The organism is Halorubrum sp. Ea8, assembly GCF_002252925.1.
Classification (GTDB): Archaea; Halobacteriota; Halobacteria; order Halobacteriales; family Haloferacaceae; genus Halorubrum.
Genome location: NZ_NHPF01000112.1, coordinates 21,212 through 40,019 on the forward strand (window position 1 = coordinate 21,212; position 18,808 = coordinate 40,019).

Annotated in this window: 15 protein-coding genes; 7 read left to right on the forward strand and 8 right to left on the reverse strand. The window is 69.9% G+C overall.

Translation table 11 applies throughout. The features are described 5' to 3' along the window. Nucleotides 1–55: 55 nt before the first annotated feature. Entirely contained in the window at nucleotides 56–1,375 is a 1,320-nt protein-coding gene (locus DJ74_RS13820; RefSeq protein ID WP_094527614.1) for an amidohydrolase, read from the reverse strand. A 128-nt stretch (nucleotides 1,376–1,503) separates the two neighbouring features. Between DJ74_RS13820 and DJ74_RS13825 the strand changes: the two genes are divergently transcribed. Together DJ74_RS13825 and DJ74_RS13830 are read left to right on the forward strand one after the other, a co-directional pair. Beyond that, complete coding sequence (locus DJ74_RS13825) at nucleotides 1,504–2,307, forward strand: PHP domain-containing protein (protein ID WP_241881385.1); 804 nt, start codon at nucleotides 1,504–1,506, stop codon at nucleotides 2,305–2,307. Nucleotides 2,308–2,356: 49 nt separating this feature from the next. Beyond that, nucleotides 2,357–2,701 carry a dihydroneopterin aldolase family protein gene (locus DJ74_RS13830; RefSeq protein ID WP_094527615.1) on the forward strand — a complete coding sequence of 115 codons (345 nt, stop codon included), beginning with the start codon at nucleotides 2,357–2,359 and terminating at the stop codon, nucleotides 2,699–2,701. A 75-nt stretch (nucleotides 2,702–2,776) separates the two neighbouring features. Here DJ74_RS13830 and DJ74_RS13835 read toward each other — a convergent pair whose 3' ends face one another. Beyond that, the gene (locus DJ74_RS13835) at nucleotides 2,777–4,408 is read right to left on the reverse strand and encodes a GTPBP1 family GTP-binding protein (RefSeq protein ID WP_094527616.1); all 1,632 of its coding nucleotides are present in this window, start codon (nucleotides 4,406–4,408) and stop codon (nucleotides 2,777–2,779) included. A gap of 138 nt (nucleotides 4,409–4,546) precedes the next feature. On the opposite strand from DJ74_RS13835, the gene DJ74_RS13840 reads away from it, so the two are divergent. Together DJ74_RS13840 and DJ74_RS13845 are read left to right on the forward strand one after the other, a co-directional pair. Next, on the forward strand, nucleotides 4,547–7,879 hold the full coding sequence (locus DJ74_RS13840) for a PAS domain-containing protein (RefSeq protein ID WP_094527617.1): 3,333 nt from the start codon (nucleotides 4,547–4,549) through the stop codon (nucleotides 7,877–7,879). Between the two features lie 188 nt (nucleotides 7,880–8,067). Further along, nucleotides 8,068–8,994 carry a hypothetical protein gene (locus tag DJ74_RS13845; protein ID WP_094527618.1) on the forward strand — a complete coding sequence of 309 codons (927 nt, stop codon included), beginning with the start codon at nucleotides 8,068–8,070 and terminating at the stop codon, nucleotides 8,992–8,994. A gap of 125 nt (nucleotides 8,995–9,119) precedes the next feature. Here DJ74_RS13845 and DJ74_RS13850 read toward each other — a convergent pair whose 3' ends face one another. Then, nucleotides 9,120–12,179 (reverse strand): PAS domain-containing protein, encoded by a 3,060-nt coding sequence (locus DJ74_RS13850; protein ID WP_094527619.1) that lies wholly within the window; start codon nucleotides 12,177–12,179, stop codon nucleotides 9,120–9,122. Continuing rightward, on the reverse strand, nucleotides 12,166–12,711 hold the full coding sequence (locus DJ74_RS13855; protein ID WP_094524622.1) for a HalOD1 output domain-containing protein: 546 nt from the start codon (nucleotides 12,709–12,711) through the stop codon (nucleotides 12,166–12,168). Before DJ74_RS13855 ends, DJ74_RS13850 begins: the two co-directional genes overlap by 14 nt. 623 nt (nucleotides 12,712–13,334) lie before the next feature. On the opposite strand from DJ74_RS13855, the gene DJ74_RS13860 reads away from it, so the two are divergent. Continuing rightward, complete coding sequence (locus tag DJ74_RS13860; RefSeq protein WP_249269098.1) at nucleotides 13,335–14,210, forward strand: ZIP family metal transporter; 876 nt, start codon at nucleotides 13,335–13,337, stop codon at nucleotides 14,208–14,210. A 34-nt stretch (nucleotides 14,211–14,244) separates the two neighbouring features. Here the strand turns inward: DJ74_RS13860 and DJ74_RS13865 are convergent, their stop codons facing one another. Then, on the reverse strand, nucleotides 14,245–15,276 hold the full coding sequence (locus DJ74_RS13865; protein WP_094524621.1) for a transcription initiation factor IIB family protein: 1,032 nt from the start codon (nucleotides 15,274–15,276) through the stop codon (nucleotides 14,245–14,247). 163 nt (nucleotides 15,277–15,439) lie between these two features. Here DJ74_RS13865 and DJ74_RS13870 point away from each other — a divergent pair, with 163 nt between their 5' ends. Then, nucleotides 15,440–15,964, forward strand: coding sequence for a hypothetical protein (locus DJ74_RS13870; RefSeq protein ID WP_094524638.1), 525 nt, complete (start codon nucleotides 15,440–15,442; stop codon nucleotides 15,962–15,964). A gap of 48 nt (nucleotides 15,965–16,012) precedes the next feature. On the opposite strand, the gene DJ74_RS13875 is transcribed toward DJ74_RS13870, so the two are convergent. The 3 genes from DJ74_RS13875 to rnz form a co-directional block, all read right to left on the reverse strand. Further along, entirely contained in the window at nucleotides 16,013–16,792 is a 780-nt protein-coding gene (locus DJ74_RS13875) for an AAA family ATPase (RefSeq protein ID WP_094527620.1), read from the reverse strand. 65 nt (nucleotides 16,793–16,857) lie between these two features. After that, nucleotides 16,858–17,277 (reverse strand): HIT family protein, encoded by a 420-nt coding sequence (locus DJ74_RS13880; protein WP_094524619.1) that lies wholly within the window; start codon nucleotides 17,275–17,277, stop codon nucleotides 16,858–16,860. Nucleotides 17,278–17,353: 76 nt separating this feature from the next. After that, the gene (gene rnz / locus DJ74_RS13885; protein ID WP_094527621.1) at nucleotides 17,354–18,286 is read right to left on the reverse strand and encodes a ribonuclease Z; all 933 of its coding nucleotides are present in this window, start codon (nucleotides 18,284–18,286) and stop codon (nucleotides 17,354–17,356) included. Nucleotides 18,287–18,386: 100 nt separating this feature from the next. Here rnz and DJ74_RS13890 point away from each other — a divergent pair, with 100 nt between their 5' ends. Next, nucleotides 18,387–18,698, forward strand: coding sequence for a hypothetical protein (locus DJ74_RS13890; protein WP_094527622.1), 312 nt, complete (start codon nucleotides 18,387–18,389; stop codon nucleotides 18,696–18,698). Nucleotides 18,699–18,808: the final 110 nt, after the last annotated feature.

Here is an 18,808-nt window from a genome sequence, read left to right on the forward strand (position 1 = left end):
GCTATTCGCTGGTGTGCTCGCTTCGTCGCGGCGCTCCCGTTCGTCGACGCGATCGCTATTGGTCGACGCGGTCGACGAGGTCGGCGGCGGCCTCGGCCGCGCGCTCCTGAACCGCATCGGCGTCGAGCGTCAGCACCTCTCGGTCGCGCATCAACACCTCGCCGGCGCAGACGGTGTGCCGCACGTCGCTCCCGCGCGCCGCGTACGCGAGGTGCGAGACGGGGTCGTGGACGGGCGTGAGGTGCGGGGCGTCGAGGTCGACGACGGCGAGGTCGGCGGCCGCGCCCGGCTCGATCCGCCCGCCGGGGAGGCCGAGCGCGTCGGCGCCCGCCGCGGTCGCCATCTCCACGACGGCCTCGGCCGGGACCGCGGCGGCGTCGTCCGCGGCGAGCTTCCCGAGCATCGCGGCGTCGCGCATCTCGTCGAAGACGTCGAGGTCGTTGTTCGAGGCCGCCCCGTCGGTGCCGAGCGCGACCGTGACGCCCGCCTCGCGGAGCCGCTGGACGGGGGCCATCCCGCTGGCGAGCTTCATGTTCGAGGCCGGGCAGTGGACGACCGCGGTCCCCGCGTCGGCGAGCCGGTCGACCTCGGCGTCGTCGAGGTGGACGCCGTGCGCGAAGAAGTCGTCCGGGCCGAGCGCGTCGAGGTCGGCCGCGTATGCGACCGGGCGCTCCCCGCGCTCGTCGACGATCGGGTCGACCTCGTCGACCGTCTCGTTCGCGTGGAGGTGCACCGGGACGCCGGCCTCGCGCGCCGCCGCGACCCCCTCGCGCAGGAGCTCCTCGCCGACCGTCGTCAGCGAGTGCGGCATGAACGCGGTCCGGATCCGCCCGTCGGCGGCGCCGTCGAGCTCGCGGGCGACCGCGATGCTCTCCTCGACGTCGGCGCGGGCGTCGGCCTCCCCTTTGCCGACCGTCACGACGCCGTGCCCGAGCCGCGCGCGCAGGCCGGCGCGGTCGACGACCTCGGCCACCCGGTCCATCGCGAAGTACATGTCCGCGAACGCGGTCGTCCCCGAGCGGATCATCTCCAGCGCGCCGAGCGCGGCGCCGGCCTCGATGTCGTCGTCGGTCAGTTCGGCCTCGGCCGGCCAGATATCCTCTCGGAGCCATGCGTCCAGCGGCTTGTCGTCGGCGTACCCGCGGAGCAGCGTCATCGCGGCGTGCGTGTGCGCGTTGACGAGCCCGGGGATCACGAGCGACCCCTCGGCGTCGAGGGTTTCGTCGGGGGCCGCCGGTGCGTCCCCCGCGCCCGGGGCCGCGTCGTCTCCCACCGCGAGGATCCGTCCCGCGTCGCTGTCGATCGTCACGTCGGCCACGGTCACCGAGCCGTCCGGGCGGAGGACGCGGCCGCCCGTCACGCGAAGCGCGTTCATACGGACCGATTCCGGCCCCCGAACCAAACGGCTTCGGTTCGAGAACGACGGGGTGGGCGGGGGTCGGCCGTCTCCCCCGACTCCACGCCCGCGACGGGCTTACGCCGCTTCGGCCCCTCCGTTCACGAGTGACCGTCGACGTCCACGCGCACACGTCCTACTCCGACGGGTCCGGGATCCCGCTCATGGTCGACGCCGCCGAGGCGGCGGGGCTCGACGCCGTCGGGTTCGCCGACCACTGCAGCCTGAGCGAGGCGTGGCGCGACGAGCGCCTCTTGTGGAACCGGAACTTCGACCGCACGCACGAGCGCCGGCGGGAGGCGCTCGCGGTCGCCGCCGACCGGACCGATCTGACCCTCTACGACGCGGTCGAGATGGACTACGAGCCCGAGTTAGCGCCCGCGATCGGCGACTTCCTCGCCGCGGCCGACTTCGACTACGCGATCGGCAGCGTCCACTACGTCGCCGGGAAGCAGGTGTTCCCGTTCGAGTCGTTCGACGACGCGAGCGACGCCGAGCGCCGCGCGTTCGTCGACGATTACTACGACGCCGTCGTCTCGCTCGTCGGGTCGGGGCTGTTCGACGTGCTCGCGCACGTCGACCTCGTGGAGAACCACCCCGCGCTCCGCGGGCTCACGACCGCCGCCCACCGGGACCGGGTCGCGGCCGCCTGCGCCGACTCCCGGACCGTTCCCGAGATCAACGCCGGCAGGGCCGGCGACCGCGGCGAGTTCGACCTGTTTCATCCGACCGATCCGTTCGCGGAGGCGTTCCGCGACCGCGGCGTCCGGTTCGTCGTGGGGACCGACTCGCACGACCCCGAGGACTTCGCCGACCGGGTCCCGCGGCTGGAGCGCTACCTCGACGAGACGGGGATCGAGCCGCTTCCCGTCGAGTCGCTCTTGGGAGATCCGCCGACGGCCACCGAGTAACGCCGCCACCCTCCGAAGCCTCTTAGGCCGCTGCCGCCGCAGTACGGACATGGCAAGCGACGCCCAGCAGGCGTGTTTCGAGGCCGGGATCAAGTTCGGCTCGCTGTACCACCAGTTCGCCGGGACGCCGGTCAGCCCGTCGAGCACGCGGAGCTTGGAGGCCGCGATGGCCGAGTCGATCGAGAACCAGCCGTTCTGCGAGTCGGTGACCGTCGACATCCACGACGACCGCGTCGCCGACGCGATCGACCACGAGAACGGCTACACGGAGCTCACCGGCTCGCTGATGGACGTCGAGATGCGGATCGAACACGAGGGCGTGACGGTTCGCACTCAGATGACGATGGCCGACGGCTACCCGCTGATGGAACTCGTCTCCGTCGAGGGGGACTGATCCGTTTCGTCGAGGGGGACTGATCCGTTTCGTCGAGGGGGACTGAACTGTCCCGTTGAGGCCCAATCCGTCGATTCACTCCGCCGAATCCACGTCCCGAATCGTCCCGACGCCCTTGCTCGACCCCTCGCGGAAGACGAACCGCTGGCCCTCCTCCACGAGGTAGGGCCGGAACTTGAACCGGACCCGCGTCTGTCCGGTGTCGCCGGGCAGGAGCCGGCCGCCCTCGGGCGCGAAGACGGCGGCCTCGGAGACGGTCTCCACGTGGACGACCGGCTCGTACCCCTCCTGGATTCTGGTCGGGTGGTTCAGCACCATCACCTCGGCCTCGAACTCGCGGACGGGGTCGGGGTCGCTCTCGCGCGGCACCAGGGCCATCCCGCGCTCGATCTCCGCCTCGTCGACCCCCTTCAGCGCGATGCCGACGATCCGGCCGGCGCTCGCCTTGTCGACCCGGTGGTAGTGCATCTCGATCGAGCGCGCCTCCACCTCGCGGAAGGAGCCGTCGGCCATCGGGCCGAGGAGGAGCTCGTCGCCGGCCTCGACGGTGCCGGAGTTGACCGTGCCGGACGCGACGGCGCCGACGCCGGTCACCTTGTAGCTCCGGTCGACGTACATCCGGAACTCCGCGCGCTCCGGGGTCGCCCGCTTCGGAAGCGTCTCGAACAGTCGGTCGAGCGTCCCGAGCCCGTCCTTCGTCACCGCGCTGGTCCGGAGGAGCGGCACGACGCCGTCGCCGACCTCCGCGACCGCCGCGTCGATCCCGTGGCGGTCCACGAGGAGGGGGGTCTGCCCGGCGTCCCGTAGCATCGACTCGGCCTCGCGCTCGACCTCGGCGACCCGGTCGTCGCTCACGGCGTCAGCCTTCGTGATCGCGACGATCGTCGGCAGCTCGGTCGCCAGCAGGATGCCGAGGTGCTCGCGGGTCGTCTTCGTCGGCCCGTCGTCGGCGGCGACGACGAGGAGCCCGTAGTCGAGCTTCTGGCCGACGAGCCCGCGGATCGTCGTCCGCAGCCACGGCTCGTGGCCGACCGTGTCGACGAAGGAGACGAGTCGGTCGGCCTCCTCGACGATCCGCGCGCGGTCGGACTTGCGGTGCGGGTTATCCATCCGGACCGGCTCGCCGCCCGCCTCCTCGAAGCCGTAGACGGCGTACGACAGGTCGGCGGAGAGCCCCCGCTCGACCTCGTGGGGCTGGACGTCGAGGAAGCCGCGCGTCCCGCCCTGGCCGTCGTCGGCCCGCCCGGTCACGAGGGTGCCGACGAGCGTCGACTTCCCGTGGTCGACGTGGCCGGCCGTGCCGACCACGAGGTGGTCGTCGTCCGTCTCGAACATCCCGCCGTCGCGGAGGGTCGCGAGACCGACGAGTCCCTCCGAACCGCCGTTGCCGGCCGAGCCGGCGCTCCACGTCTCCACGTCGGCGATGTGGGCGTCCGCCTCGTCGGCCAACAGCGAGAGGACGTCCATCGTCTCGGAGAAGGTCTCGGGCGCGATCCCGGCCAGCCCGCCGTCGTCGGTGACGCCGAGGACGTACGTCGCCTCGCCGTCGCCCGAGAGCACTCGGTGGCGGAGCTGGGCCACGAGCGACTCCATGCGTCCCTCCGCCAAGTGGACCTCGCGTGTCAGCCGCTCTTTGAACTCGATCGCGCCGCCGTCGCGCTCGCCGCGCTCGATGGCCCGCCGTAACGCGGACCGGTCAGCGCTCATACACGCTCGTAGGCGACAGCCGGGCTTAACGGTTTTCGTGCGATCCGTCCCCACGTCACGTGATCGCTCCCGAGCGCTCGGGAGCGCTCCCGAGCCGATACACTCAGGTCAGTTCGGAATACTGATTTACGTAACAAGATGAGTTTGGATCGCATCTCGGCCGACTCTGGGGCCGACCCGTTCCTGGCGCGGCTGGCGATAAAAGCTCCCTCTCCGATCCTCGCGGCGGAGGCCGACAGCGGCACGGTCGTCGCGGTCAACGAGGCCGCGACCGAGCTGTTCGGTCGCGACCGCTCGTCGCTCGTCGGCATGCACCAGACCGAGCTTCACCCGCCGGAGGCCGAGCAGAACGTGCGCGAGGGGTTTCAGGCGGTCCGAGACGCGGGACGGGAACGCGCTTCCGGCGAGGCGGCGGAGCCGGTCACGATCCTGCGTGCGGACGGGTCGACGGTGCCCGTCGACGTGCGGTCGACGCCGTTCACGCACGCCGGCACGGAGTACGTGCTCGGCATCTTCACGGACGCGAGCGAGCGGGTGGCGCACCTCACCCGGGTCGAACGGCAGGCGACCGCGATGGACCTCACGACATCCGGCATCGCGCTGCTGGACGCGGACGGCACGTACACGTACCTCAACGACGCCCACGTCACGATGTTCGGCTACGACGACGCCGACGAGCTGCTCGGCGGGACGTGGCGACAGATCTACGCGGACGATGTCATCGAGCGGATCGAACGCGAGGTCCTCCCGGTCGTCGCGGAGACGGGATCGTGGGACGGGGAGCTGGTCGGCGTCAAGCGGGACGGCACGCCGATCACGCAACGCGTGTCGCTCGCGCAGCTCCCCGACGGCGGGATCACCTGTGTCAACCTCGACCTCACCGAGCAGGAGCGCCGGCTCCGCCGCCTCGGTGAGACGCGGTCGCTCGCCGAGACGCTGATGACCGCGGACGAGTACGAGGACGTGATCGACACCGCGATCGAGGGGATCGCGGAGATCATCGACCGACCGTTCTCCGGCTACTGGGCGGACGGCGCCGCCGAGACGGACTCCGCCGGGCCGAGCGCCCCCGACGACGCCCTCGTCCCGGTGTCCGTCTCCGACGAGGGGGCGTCGATCGTCGACGACGTGCCGCGATTCCGCCCGGGCGAGTCGCTCGCGTGGGACGCGTTCGACGCCGGGACGCCGGCGTACTATCCGGACGTCGCCGCGGAGCGCGGGGTCCACAACCCGGCGACGCCGATCAGCACGGAGTTCATCGTCCCCGTCGGCGACGACGGCGTGTTCATCGTCGGGGCGCGGGAGTCGGACGCCCTCGACGAGGACGAGCGCGAGCTCATCCTGATCGTCACGCAGTACCTCCGGACGGCGATCGAACTCGTCGCGCAGCGCCGACAGCTGCGCGCCGCACGCGACCGCATCGAGGCCGAGCGCAACCAGCTCGAACGCGTCATCAACACGGTCCCGCAGCTGATATTCGCGAAGAACACCGACGGCGAGTTCCTACTCGCGAACGAGGCGGTCGCCGAGGCGTACGGCACCACGGTCTCGGACCTGATCGGATCGACCGACGCCGACTACGCGACCGACCCGGACGAGGCGGACGCGTTCGCCGACGACGACAGGCGGGTGATCGAGACCGGCGAGCCGCTCCATCGCACCGAGGAGGCCCTGACCGACGCCGCGGGCAACGGACGCGTGTTGGAGACGTGGAAGATCCCGTTCTCTCCGGTCGACGGCGAGGGAGACGCGGTGCTCGGCGTCGCCAACGACATCACCGACCTCACCGACGCGCGCGACGAGCTCGACCGTCAGCGCCGGCTGACGAACCTCTACGCCGTGAGCAACCGCGTGTTCCAGGCGACGGACCCGCAGGACGCGTTCGACGCCTGCGTCGAGGCGGTCGCCGACGTGGTGACGGCGGACGAGCTAGCGATATACGACCGCGACACCTCGGAGGGGGAGCTGGTGCGGCTGGCGACCGCGGGCGACGAGGCCGCCCCGCCCAGTCGCCGACGCATCGAGCCGGGCGAGACGGACCTCTGGCGAGCGTTCAGCGAGCCCGAGACGTGCTGGCTCCCGGCCGACGCCGTCGTCGACTCGGCCGACGCGGCCGGGAAGCAGGCGCTCGCCACGCAGCTCGGTGACACGAGCCTGCTGAGCGTGGTCGTCGACGAGCGGAACGAGTCGCTGGAGTCGTTCATCCGGGCGGTGAGCCAGCAGGTCTCGGCCGCGCTCACCCAGATCCGCCAGGAGACGTCGATAGCGGGCCTCTCGAACGACGTCGCCAGCACCCGGCGACAGGCGAACCGGCACAGGGACCTGCGGGAGGGCGTCGTCGACGCCGTCGAGACCATCGCGACGGCGGAGACGCCGGCTGCGGTGCGCGAAGCGATCGTCGACGTCGGCGGTCGGGTGGCGGAGTACGCGTTCGTCGGCACGTACGACCCGGCCGCAAAGCGGGTCGACCCGGTCGAGGTGACCGAGCCGGGCGGACCCGCGAAGCTGTACGAGACCGACGAGCAGTCGTTCCCCGCGGTCGTCGCCGCCACGCGCGACGAGCGGCAGCACGCCGTGGACGGGCAGGCGACCGCGGCCGGTCACGGCGAGTGGATCAACCGGCTGCTCCACTTCGGCTACCGGGAGTCGTTCGCGGTTCCGGTGAGCCACTACGGGACCGTCCACGCCGTCGCCGAGTTCATCAGCACGGACGCCGAGTGCTTCGCCGAGCCGGAGCGGCGGGCGCTCGGCGCGGTCGCGGACGCCGCCGGGATACGCCTGTCGACGCTCGAGTCCGCCACCGCGTCGAACGCGCCTATCGCCTTCGCCCTGGAGTGCCGGCGGCCGTCGCCGCTCTTCCCCGGCCTCCCGGCGGACGGCTCGATCGCCGTCGAGCACGTCGCGATGACCGGCGGCGAGAGCTTTCACCTGACCGGCCGCGTCGACGGCTACACCGAAACGGCGTTCCGCGACTACGTCGCGGCGACGCCGGGCATCGAACTCGACGGCGTCGACTCCGTCGACCGCGACACCCACGAGGTCGCCGTGCGGATGCGGGACACGCCGGACCGCTCGCTGGCCGCCGTCCGCGACGTGCTCGCCGGGACGGACACGCGGCTGCGCGGCGTCCGTTCCCGCCCGGACGCCGACGTCTTGGCGTTTCGGACGACGGACCCGACGGTGATCGGGCGGGTCCGGGCGGCGCTGGTTCCCGTCTCCGACTCGTGTCGGCTCGTCTCGAAGCGGCACGTCTCCGAGCCGTCCGGGGGCCCCGACGGGTGGACCGGGGAGCCGGACCTGACCACCCGCCAGCGAGAGATCGCGGAGACGGCGCTCCGAGAGGGGTACTACGACGATCCGCGCCGCATCAGCGGCACCGACCTCGCTGACCGATTCGACGTGTCCTCGTCGACGCTCCACCAGCACCTCCGCGCCGCGGAGTCGAAGATCATGCGCGGCTTCTTCGAGTGACGGCCGCCAGCCGACCGCGGCAACTCACACGGACATATTCGGTATCACACCGGCCTGCCACATATCTTCGGACGTAGAACTATCGGCGATACTACGACAATAACAGGTATGAACCCCGCTCGAAACGGCGCGGTGCGAACTCCTGTGGCGCCCCTCACACGGGCAGTGTCGACCGGGGGTGAGGATCGGTGAGCGCCGACGGATCCGAGCTGCCGACGCTGGTGTACGAGTACCTGAACCGCTCTACTGACCCCCTCGCGAGCGCGGCGGGCGACGACCGGTCGTCGTGGGTCCACCCCTCTGTCTCCGTCAACGAACGGGGGGACGACCTGGTCGAGAGGCTGCTCGCCGCCGAGCGACGCCCCGGAGAGGTGTTCGAAGCCGTGTTGAACCCCTCTCCGGAGACGGTCACGCCGGCCTTTATCGCCGACACCGCCGTTCAGTACGACGACGTCGTCGGCTTCGCGGCGCCGAGCTCCCAGCTGTACGACGACCTGTTCTACGCCGTGTACGAGGCGATGGCGGAAACGGGCGCGGTGTTGACGACGAAGTACCCGCGTCACGAGGTCTACGGCCGACTCTCGGCGATGGACCCGCTCGTCATCGACTCGACGCCCGGCGCGGAGGCCGACGGCGGCGTCGACATCGCGACGAGCGACGCGGGGTCGGTCCGGTGCGGCGACCTCACGTCGCTCGGGGTCGCCGCCGAGCGCGCGACGATGCGGCTCGCGACGGACGACCGACCCGGGACCTTCGCGATCGCGACGATGACGCAGCTGCTCGCGCACCACGACGCCCGCACGCTCGACAAGTTCCTCCACGAGCTGGTCGGCCAGTGGCGCAATCAGGGCGTCGGCGGACTCGTCCACCTGCCGCCGACAACCGACGTCGACGGCGCCGACCGGTTCGGGGCGGCGCACCTCGATTACGTCATCGAGATGCGAACCGGCGACGGCCAGATCGAGGCGCGCGTGTCTGGGAAGCAGGACGTTGCTCCCACATGGCAGGTGGTTGGCTCGGCGCCGTGCTCGGATAGCGAAGCGTCGGTCCGGTTGGTGGACCGACAGCTCTCCGGGACAGCCGACGAAGGTGGCGGCGAGTCTACCTCGGAATAGCACCCGGCGAATCCGGGCCACGAGCCGGCCTCGATCGCTGGATTTCGGCTCGCTGATCTTCGTCGTGAGGCCGCGCTTTGTTCGTCGACCACCCCATACTCCTCGCGGTTTGTACAGTACGCTCTTTAGGCCATCCGGCTGGGTTCGACCGAAGCCGGGTTGCGGTTTGCTGGCGCCGTCGGAACGCGAAGCACGACCTCGGTACCTGTGTCGGTCACGTCGACGTCGACCTCCCCGCCAAGCATCGAAACTAACATACGAATCAGCCAGATCCCGAGCGCGGAACCGTGCTGTAACGGCGTCTCTTCGCCGGTGACGAGTACCCCCCGCTCGATATCTGGCATGCCAGGCCCGTCGTCAGTCACGACGATCTGGAGCCAGCCGTCGTCTGCCTGTCTCACCGATACGTTGACGTGCGGGTCTTCTCTGTCTCCTGCGGCCACCGCGTTCTTTATCACCTCGGTAAGCGGGTGTGTAAGCCATCGTGAGACAGTCCCGTCGGTCGCGTCGACAGAGACGGCGATCGTTGCGTCCGAGTGGTCATCCCGTACCGCCGTCGCGGCCTTTTCAGTGACCTCAGCGATGTTAACGGTTGACTCGTCGTGTGGTATCTCCCGTATCGCGCGATCGATCACCTGCATTTTGTTCGTAAGCCGTTCCCATCCGTCGAATATACGCGTCAGTCGGCGGAGGTGATCGTGACGACAGTCAGCGTCCGGTTCCTCGGCGAGCATCGTTGTCCATCCCACGAGCTTGTTTAAATCGTTGCGGACGTTGTGTCGGACGACCCGCTGGAACACCTGTAAATGCTGTCGCTGTCGCGTCTTCACGGTAATATCCTTCCCCTCAACGGCGATCAGCGTGATTTCACCAGCGGCGTTACGAATTGGCTTGAACGACACGTCGATGCGTGCGAGACCATCTGGACCCTGTAGTTCTCCTTCGGTCTGGACGAGTTCACCGTCACCCGCGCGGTTGACCGCCTCAGAAACCGTGAGTCCGTGGTTCGGGTCAAGGCTCAGCCACGGGAATTTGTCGATCGGTTCACCAACAATTGCCGACCGATCAACACCGATGCGTGCGACCAGCGTATCGTTCACGTCAGTCACGGTTTTATTGGGGCGGACTAACGCGGTAAGCTGGTGTGGGCTGTTAAACACAGCCTCCAGTCGCCGAGTGTACTTCTCGCGTTCAGAGATATCAATAAACAACACATCGGTACCGACGACTTCGTCGTCAACGGTGCGTGGGATCGCCCGTAACAGACACGGGACCGTGTCGCCGTCCGTCGTCACGAGCGTGCGTTCTGCGACGGTGAGATCACCGCTAAGCGCGCGTTCGTAGCCGTCTGACTGGAGTGAATCAGTCGAGCTATCGTCATAAAACTCACTGAGCGGCTGTCCAACCACCGCTTCGCGCTCGCACCCCAGCGCGTCGGAAAACGACCGGTCACAGGCCTCAATGACTGCTTCGCCGCCAACGGCCCGAGTTTGAACGAACAGCAGCGGGCCCTGATCAAACAGTTTCGACGCCCATTTCACACGCTCGGAGCGCTTCGTCGCGTCTCGCCCCATCGCCAGCACACTGGCAGAGCCATCACCCGCATCACTCACAACGGTGTGTATATCTATCCACGTGACTTCGCTGTCATCCGTCCCGATTCGTATCGTCTCAGCAGCCGGGTCACCGGTCTCGATCGGGCGCCGCAGGGCGTCAGCGGCACGTTCGCGGTCCTCCGAATAAACTACTGCTTGCCATTCGTCTATCGTCGTCGGGCTCGCTCCGACCGTCTCTCGTAAAGTGGCGTCCAACGTGACTGTGTTGGTACTGAAGTCCCACTCACCGATGCCCGTCTCCGTCCCGCTGAGGACGAGTTCCAGCCGCTCAGTCTGGTCTCTGAGCTCTCTGATCCGCCGTCGTTGCTCAGTAATATCGTGTTGAACCCCGATGTAGTTTGTCACGATTCCGTTTGCGTCTCGAACCGGCGTCACGGAGAGCTTCGCCCAGTACGGTTCACCCTCCGCGGTGTAGTTTCTCAGCTTAGTCGTTATCGGTCGCTCGGTTTCGATCGCCGTACGGATGCGCTTTGTCGTCTCCGAATCTGATCCGGGGCCCTGGAGGAATCTCGGGTTTCGGCCGAGAGCCTCTGACCGCTCGTATCCGGTTAGCTGTACAAACTCCTCGTTGACGTACACCAACGGGTTCCCCGGTTGGGTCGGGTCCGTAATCTGGATGCTGGTCCCTGCTTCGTCCAGCGCCCGCTCTTTTAATGCGAGTTCGTGTTCCCGTGCTTCACGATCGCTCACGTCACGCACCGTACAGACCATTCGGGATGGGGTGACCATCGTCAGGGACAGCTCCGCCGGGAACGTCGTTCCATCTGGCCGACTTCCCGTTACTCGCCCCTGCCAGTGACCATCGCGTTCGAGCGCGTCGAAAGCTTCCTTCTCGATCCGTGCCGCTTCATCCGCAGCGTATAGCTCTCGCCAACTTCGACCGAGCAACTCCTGTTTGCTGTCGAATCCGTACATGTCGACGTGCGTCTGGTCGATATAGACGTACGACTCGTCGTCAAGAATGGCGACGCCATCGGCGGCGTCCTCAATCGCTTGTTGAAACGCCCCGAGGCGAATCTCAGAGGCGATCTCGCCTGTCGGCTCACGTGTCTGGGAGCCAATGCGGTCGAGTGCCGCGGCCAGTAACTCCGCTGCTCGCTCTAGGACATCGCGGACGGCGGCCCCGTCCAACGCGGTCGCAGCGTCGCGGTGACCCCATCCAACCGACAGCACACGCTCGGGACCGATCGGAACGAACAGTTCCTCACGCGGCAGCCAGCGGCTGTCATCCGGTGCGATTGGTCCGGCCACCCCGTCGGTTCGAGCCGGCGCATCAGTCGTGAAACATCGCTTGATAAGAGCTGCGTCCGGTGGGGGTGTTCGGCCCGGCCGACCGATATGACGTTCGGAACTAAACGCCGGTTGGGACGGCTGTTCCGGCGGTTGGGCGTTCTCAACGCTGCTGTCGCGCTCGTTGTGGTTTCGCCACACGGTAATCGCTGCGTCTCCCAGTGTGGCACGGATCGCGGTCAGTGTCCGATCAACAGCGCCGCCTACTGTCTCTTCCCGGTTGAGGTCGACGCCGAGGTTGAACAGCGCGTCCTCGGTCACCTCGTCACCGCTCGTCATCGACCCGTGTTGCCAGCGGTTCAGTCGAACACGGCCGAGCGGTCAGGTCATCGATCAATGTCTGAATGGCCCAGAGCCGCTCCACCACTGCCCAGAGCGGGTCGACGAGTTCACTGTCCGACGCGTTGGTAGCGGCGGTCCAGACGTGTTCTTCAGCCTCGGCGAGTGCCGTTGCCGCCACTTCGAGAGCCGCTTCGGTCGACTCCCGTGCGCGTGCGTCCGCTGAGAGTCCGTAATGCAATGGCCGTGAGCGGAACGCGTCGGCGTCGATGACCTCGATCAGTTCGTCGTGCGTCATCGTCACGAACACGTCGTCGTACCGGAACGACAGCGTTCCCTCTTCGAGACGCGTCGCTGAACCGCCCGGCCCGCCGAAGAGGAGGTTTATGCCATCGGGGCTGACGTACCTATCGAGGCGTCGGAGCTCGTCGCCTTCCGTGTTTTTGAACGCCGAGACCGCATCGAACATCGCGTCGAGCGCGGACGGTGCACTCGCCGCGTCGAACCGAGTAACTGACACGTCCGAATTCATGCCGAATAATTTCACCGAATCAGTATGTCACGTTTCACGGAATAATCCGCTTCCCGCGGGCGATACCGAATATGTACGCGTGTGCGGGACTCGACGGCCGTTCAGCTCTCCGTCTCACGCGACCGGACGAGGTCGTCTGCTCGGCCTCACACTCGGCCCGGTCTCCCACCGACGTCCTCCGAGCGGCGACCTGCGTGACTCGCTGTCCTCACCGAGTCACGCGCCGTGCCTCTGACAGCGTTCCCCGTTCCGGGGATCGCGTCGACCGATATTCCCGGTCGACATCCGTATATCAGCAGATAGGATGATAAGTGGTATGACAGAAATATCAGGTAATGGCCTCTGTGACCTCACATTTTTGCTGCGCTCGCCAGAGCGCACCGCGTGCACCACGCGCCTACCGCGCCGCCGGCCGTACCGCGTTCCTCTCGTACCGTCGGCCGCTCCGCGCGCCTCGGCTCGCGGCGTCCCCGCTGACGCCGCGCGCCCGCCCGACGGGGCGTCACGGACTGCGGCTCTCTCGGCCCGTTCGTCCCGGATTCGACGCCCCGATAGCGCTCCGCGAATCGCGTCCTCGGCGGAACAATTATCAATTAATACAATATAGTTATTAATGCACAATAGTGTCTTTCGAAGACATCGCCGACCGGGCGAACGGCGATCGGGTCCCGCTGTCGACCCGCGAGCGGGCGATCGGCGGCGCCGGCGTGCTCGCGCTCGTCGCTCTCTCGGCGCTCGCGCTCGCGACCGACGTCACGTGGAAGCTGCCCGCGATCTCGTGGGTGGCGTTCGGTGCGATGGCGCTCGGCGCGCCGCTGGGCGCCCGGGCGGCGGCGGCCGATCACCCGCTCGAACCGGTCTGGGGGTACGGGCTGGCGAGCGGCGCGATGGTGACGAGCACGGCGTTGTTTCTGATCCCACAAGCGCTCGCCCAACACGGGCGCTTCGGTAGCCTCGGCATCGCCGTCGGCTTCCTGGCGGGGTACGCCGGTCACTCGCTCGGACACCGGTTCACGCACCTCGATCTCCCGGTCGACCACACGGCCGCGGAGCTGACGGTCCACGCGCTCGCGGCCGGCGCGATCATCGGCGCCATTTACGGCGCGATGCCGTCGCTCACGTCGCTGCTCGGTATCGCGCTCGTCTCGCACAAGGCGCCGGCCGGGTACGCCGCGGCGCGCCGCCTCGCCGGGCGGGACCGGTCGGTCGCCGTGCTCGCGCTCCCGGCGGCCGCCGTCGGCCTCATCGCCCTCCCGGTCGCCGCGGTCGGCGTCACCCCGTCCAGCACCGTCCGCGGTCTGCTGTTCGGCGTCGGGGCCGGCGTGTTCCTCCACGTCGCCGTCGATCTGCTGCCCGAGTGCACGGCCGGAAGCGAGACCTGCCCCGCGGACGCCGCGGCCGACGGACACCGCCTCCGCGACCGACTCCGCACTCACGCGGCCGTCAGCTCCGTCGTCGGCGGGACCGCCGTCGTCCTCGGCTGGCTCCTGATCGGCTGACGGCTCCGCCCGCGGCGCCCCGGTCGCGCGCGGCTCACTCCCCGGTCAGGTCCACGTACGTCCGCCGGACCGTCACGGGCGTCACGTCGGCGACGTCGGCCGCCTCCCGCTGCGTGCAGTCGGCGCCCAGCTCGCGGGCCGCGGTGTACAGGCAGGCGGCGGCGACGCCGACCGGGTTGCGGCCGTTCGCGATCCCCTCTTCCACGGCGCGCTCCGCGAGCTCGCCCGCCCGCCGCTCCACGTCGGCCGCGCAGCCGAGGTCGCTCGCGAACCGCGGGAGGTACTCCGCGGGTCCGGTCGGGCCGATCGGGAGCCCGAGCTCTCGGTTCATCGCGTCGAAGGCGGCCTGGTGCTCGTCCTCGGTCGCCTTCGCCTCGGCGCACACCTCGCCCACCGTGCGGGCCACGTCGGCGGTTCGGCAGGCGACGTAGACGCAGGCGGCGGAAAAGCCCTCCAGCGACCGCCCCCGCAGCAGGCTCTCGTCCTGCGCCGAGTCGAACAGCGCGCAGGCCGCGTCGCGGACGCTGTCGGGGAGCTCCAAGACGCCGGTCAGCCGACGGATCTCGGTGTACGCGTACACCTTGTTGCGGTCGCGCTTCGTCGAGATCTGCGCCCGGTTGTGCTGGGTCCGCATCCGGGCGAGTCGCCGGCGCTTGCGCCCCTTCACGCGTGTCGAGCGACCGATCTCCGTCGAGAGTCCGCGGTCGTGCCGCGAGCGCGTCAGCGGCGCGCCGGTGCGCTTGGGGTTCGCGTCGTCGTCGTCGAACGACCGCCACTCCGGGCCGTGGTCGATCCGATCGGCCTCGACGACGAGTCCGCACTCCGTACAGACGCGTTCGGCGGAGTCGACGCGGGTCCGACCGCCGCACTCGGGACACTCGTCGACGGCGGTCGGTCCGGTCGCCGGCGTCCCTTCGGCCTCTCTCTCCCCCGCCGCAGCGGTCGTCTCGCTGTCGGCGGTCGCCTCGCGATCGGCGGTCGCCTCTCCGTCGGCGGTCGTCTCGGCGGCGCGGTCGGCGGTCTCGGTGCGGTGCGAACGGACGCGGGTCGAGCGTGCCTGACTCATCACACGTCGAACTCGGGCCCGATGCCTTACTTAAACCCGGGCGAATTCGGGGGTGATCGGCCGGATCGACGCGTTCGAACCGACCGGTTACCGGTCGGTGATCGGCGGTCTCGCACCGCCGCAGTACGGTGGTTTTAACCCGCTGACCGAGCCATCGGTTCGCATGACGCTGTCGGAGATCGCGGACGGGGTAGAGGTGACCGCGAGCCAGCGCGACCGCGGTGTCGCCGTCGCCGACGACACGGAGACGCCGCTCGTCGACCGGCTCGCGGCGCACGCGGACGACCTCCCGTGTACCCCGGCCGCGACCGCGACGCTGGTGGACGCGTACACGGCCGGGCGGAGCGTCGGCGACGCCGCCCGCGAGGCCGGGGTGACGCCGATGACGGGCGCGAAGGCGCTCCACCGCTGCGGCGTCGAGGGCGTCTGCCCGCTCGCGCCGAGCCGCCGGAGCGTCGTCCGCGACTGGCTCGACGGACGGACCGCCCGGAGCGAAGCGGTCGCGCTCGCCGGCGGCGACGAGGCCGACTTCGCGCTGGCGACGTACGTCGAGACCCACGACCCGGTCCCCGCGGTCGCCGAGGCCGTCGACGCGCACGTCGCGGGCTCCGCGCCGCTCGGCGACGGCCTCCGCGGCGACGGCGACGCTCTCGGCGGCGCGTTGGGATCGCCGGACGGCCTGCGCTGACCGTCTCGACCGCCTTCGATTCCGCTCCTCACCGTCCTTCCGACCGCCTCAGGACCGAATCCGATCGACCAGCCCCGGCTCCTCGAACTCGATCCCGAGCGCCGCGTCGAAGGCGCGCTCGTACGTCTCGGCCAGCGCCGCGACGTAGTCGCCGGTCCCGGTCGCCGCCGCGGGGGCGCTCTCGACCGCGGGGTCGACGGCCGGAAGCCGGGTGTCGGCGTTCTCCCCGACGTCGCTCTCGGCCGGCCCTTCCGCGCGAGCCACCGCGACCGTCCCGTCGACGCTCCCGCCGACGTCGGCCACGCGGCCGCGGAGCCGCTGGAGCGCGTCGCGGCCGTGCGCCGTCGCCGGGGTCACCGCCTCGACGCGGTCGGCGGCCGTGACCGCCGCGACTGCCTCGTTCGACCCCACGGGGGCGGCGTCGACGACCACGGCGTCGTACGCGGTCGCCGCCTCGTCGATCCGTCGCTCCAACTTCCGCGCGGCCTCGGCCGTCTTCGCGCGGGCGGCGCGCTCGAACGGCGCGCGGGCCGGGAGCAGATCGGCGCGTCCCGAGAGATCGGGTTCACCGTCACGATCGCTCGACCCGGTGTCGGTCGCGTACGCCGCCGCCGACAGCGACGCGCCGGTCTCGTCGGTGACGAGCGCCGTCACGTCCGGGTCTATCCGCCCCGAGACGTACTCGGAGAGCCCCTGCGTCGTGAACGCCGCGTCGACCACGGCCACGTCGCGGCCGTCCCTCGCGCCCAGCGCGGCCAGTTCGACGGCGGTCCGTGTCGTCCCCGCGCCGCCGGTCGCTCCGACGAGCGCGAGCGTCGTCGCCTGCATGCGGTCGGCTACTCGGAGTTTCGCTGTTAACTCTGTCGTACGCCGGCCGTCGACGAGGGCCGCCCTCACCCGGCGATCGCTTCGGCCACCGCGTCCAGTTCGTCGTCGGAGAGGTCGGGTCGCGTCCCGCCCACCGCGTGGAGGGGCGCGCCGCCGTCGCCCTCGAACCGCGGGATGACGTGGACGTGGACGTGGGGGACCTCCTGCCCGGCCGCCTCGCCGTCGTTGATCCCGACGTTGGCGCCGTCGGCGTCGACCGCGGCCTGCACCCGCGGGGTGAGCTCGGTCACCGTCGCGAACAGTTCGCTCGCGAGGTCGTCGTCGAGGTCGCCGACGTGCTGCGCGTGCGACTTCGGGATCACGAGCGTGTGCCCGCGTGCGAGCGGGTTGGCGTCGAGGAACGCAAGCACGTCGTCGGTCTCGTGGACGGTCCGCGCCGGGATGTCGCCGGCGACGATCGAACAGAAGATGCAGTCGTCTGACATACGCGAGGGGTCGGCGGCGCGACTCATCAAGCTTTCCCGGAAGGGGGGGTCGATCCGGCCCACGATTCGACCGACCCTACTCCTCCGCGTCGGGGAACGGCACCTCGACGAGGTCGCCGTCGTCCGGGAGGAGCACGTCGCCGTCGAACGCCTCCATCGCCTCCCGACGGATCGGCGAGGCGTCGGCCGCGTACCGCGAGGAGATGTGGACGAGCGCCAGTCGCTTCGCGTCCGCGCGCTCGGCGATCTCCCCGGCCTCGCGGCCGGTCGAGTGGGCCGTGTCGCGGGCGCGGTCGGCCATGTCGTCGCCGAAGGTCGCGTCGTGGACGAGGAGGTCGGCGCCGGCGGCGGCCTCGACCGTCCGCTCTCGCGGGCGCGTGTCGGCGGTGTAGACGAGCGTCCGACCGGGCCGCGGCGGGCCGACGACCTGATCCGGCTCGACGACCGTCCCGTCCTCGGCCTCGACGGGCTCGCCGTCGTGGAGCCGGCCGAACTTCGGGCCGACGGGAACGCCGAGTTCCTCCGCCCTCGGGCGGTCGAACCGACCGGGCCGGTCGTCCTCGTCGAGGACGTACCCCTGCGAGACGGTCCGGTGCTCCGTCTCGAACGCGCGGACCGCGTAGCCGTCGGCGTCGAGCGCGACCTCGCCGGGCGCGACCTCCTCGATTCGCACCCGGAACGCGGGGTCGTGCCCGACCGCGTGGACGAGGTCGCGGAGGTCCTCGCCCGTCCCCGGCGGGCAGTGGACCGTCAGCGGCGCCGATCGGTCGTTGAACCCGAGCGTCTGGACCAAGCCCGGGATCCCGAGGACGTGGTCGCCGTGGAGGTGCGAGACGAACACGTGGTCGATCCCGAACCCGGTGCCGTACCGCATCATCCCGCGTTGGGTCCCCTCGCCGCAGTCGAAGAGGAGGCGGTCGCCCTCGCGGTTGACGAACAGTGCGCTCGGCGCGCGCTCGGTGGTCGGGACGGCGCCGCCCGTGCCGAGGAACGTGACGCGAAGGGACATGCCCGCACGTCGGAGCGGCGGTTGTAAACCGGTATCGATGACGGCGGGAGGCGCGCCCCGACGGCGACACCCACATGTGTCCGCCGGCCCGAGCGCGCCTATGCACGACTCGATCGCCGCGCTGGTCGGACGGGAGGGGTGGCGCGCCGAGGGCGACGCCGCCCGCGTCCACTACGACGGTGGCGGCGGGGACCGGTTCGCGGTGGAGTTCTACGCCGACGCCGAGCGGGTCATCTACTGGACGGTGCCGGTCGCCGATGGCGACGGCCCTGAGGCGACCGACGCCGCGACGGCGACCGCCACGGCCGCCCCGGTGCCCCGCGACGATATCCCCGACCCCCTCCGACGGCGCATCCGCGAGGACCTCGCCGCCGCCGACGTCGACCCGTCCGTCGAACGCCGGCAGGTGTGAGGGGCCGCTCGTGCTCGCAGGGGTAGCCGACGACAGAAACGCGGTCGTTGGCCTTCGAAACCGGAGATTTCCGCCGATGTATTTCGGTTCGAAGGAAACCTATTTGCGGC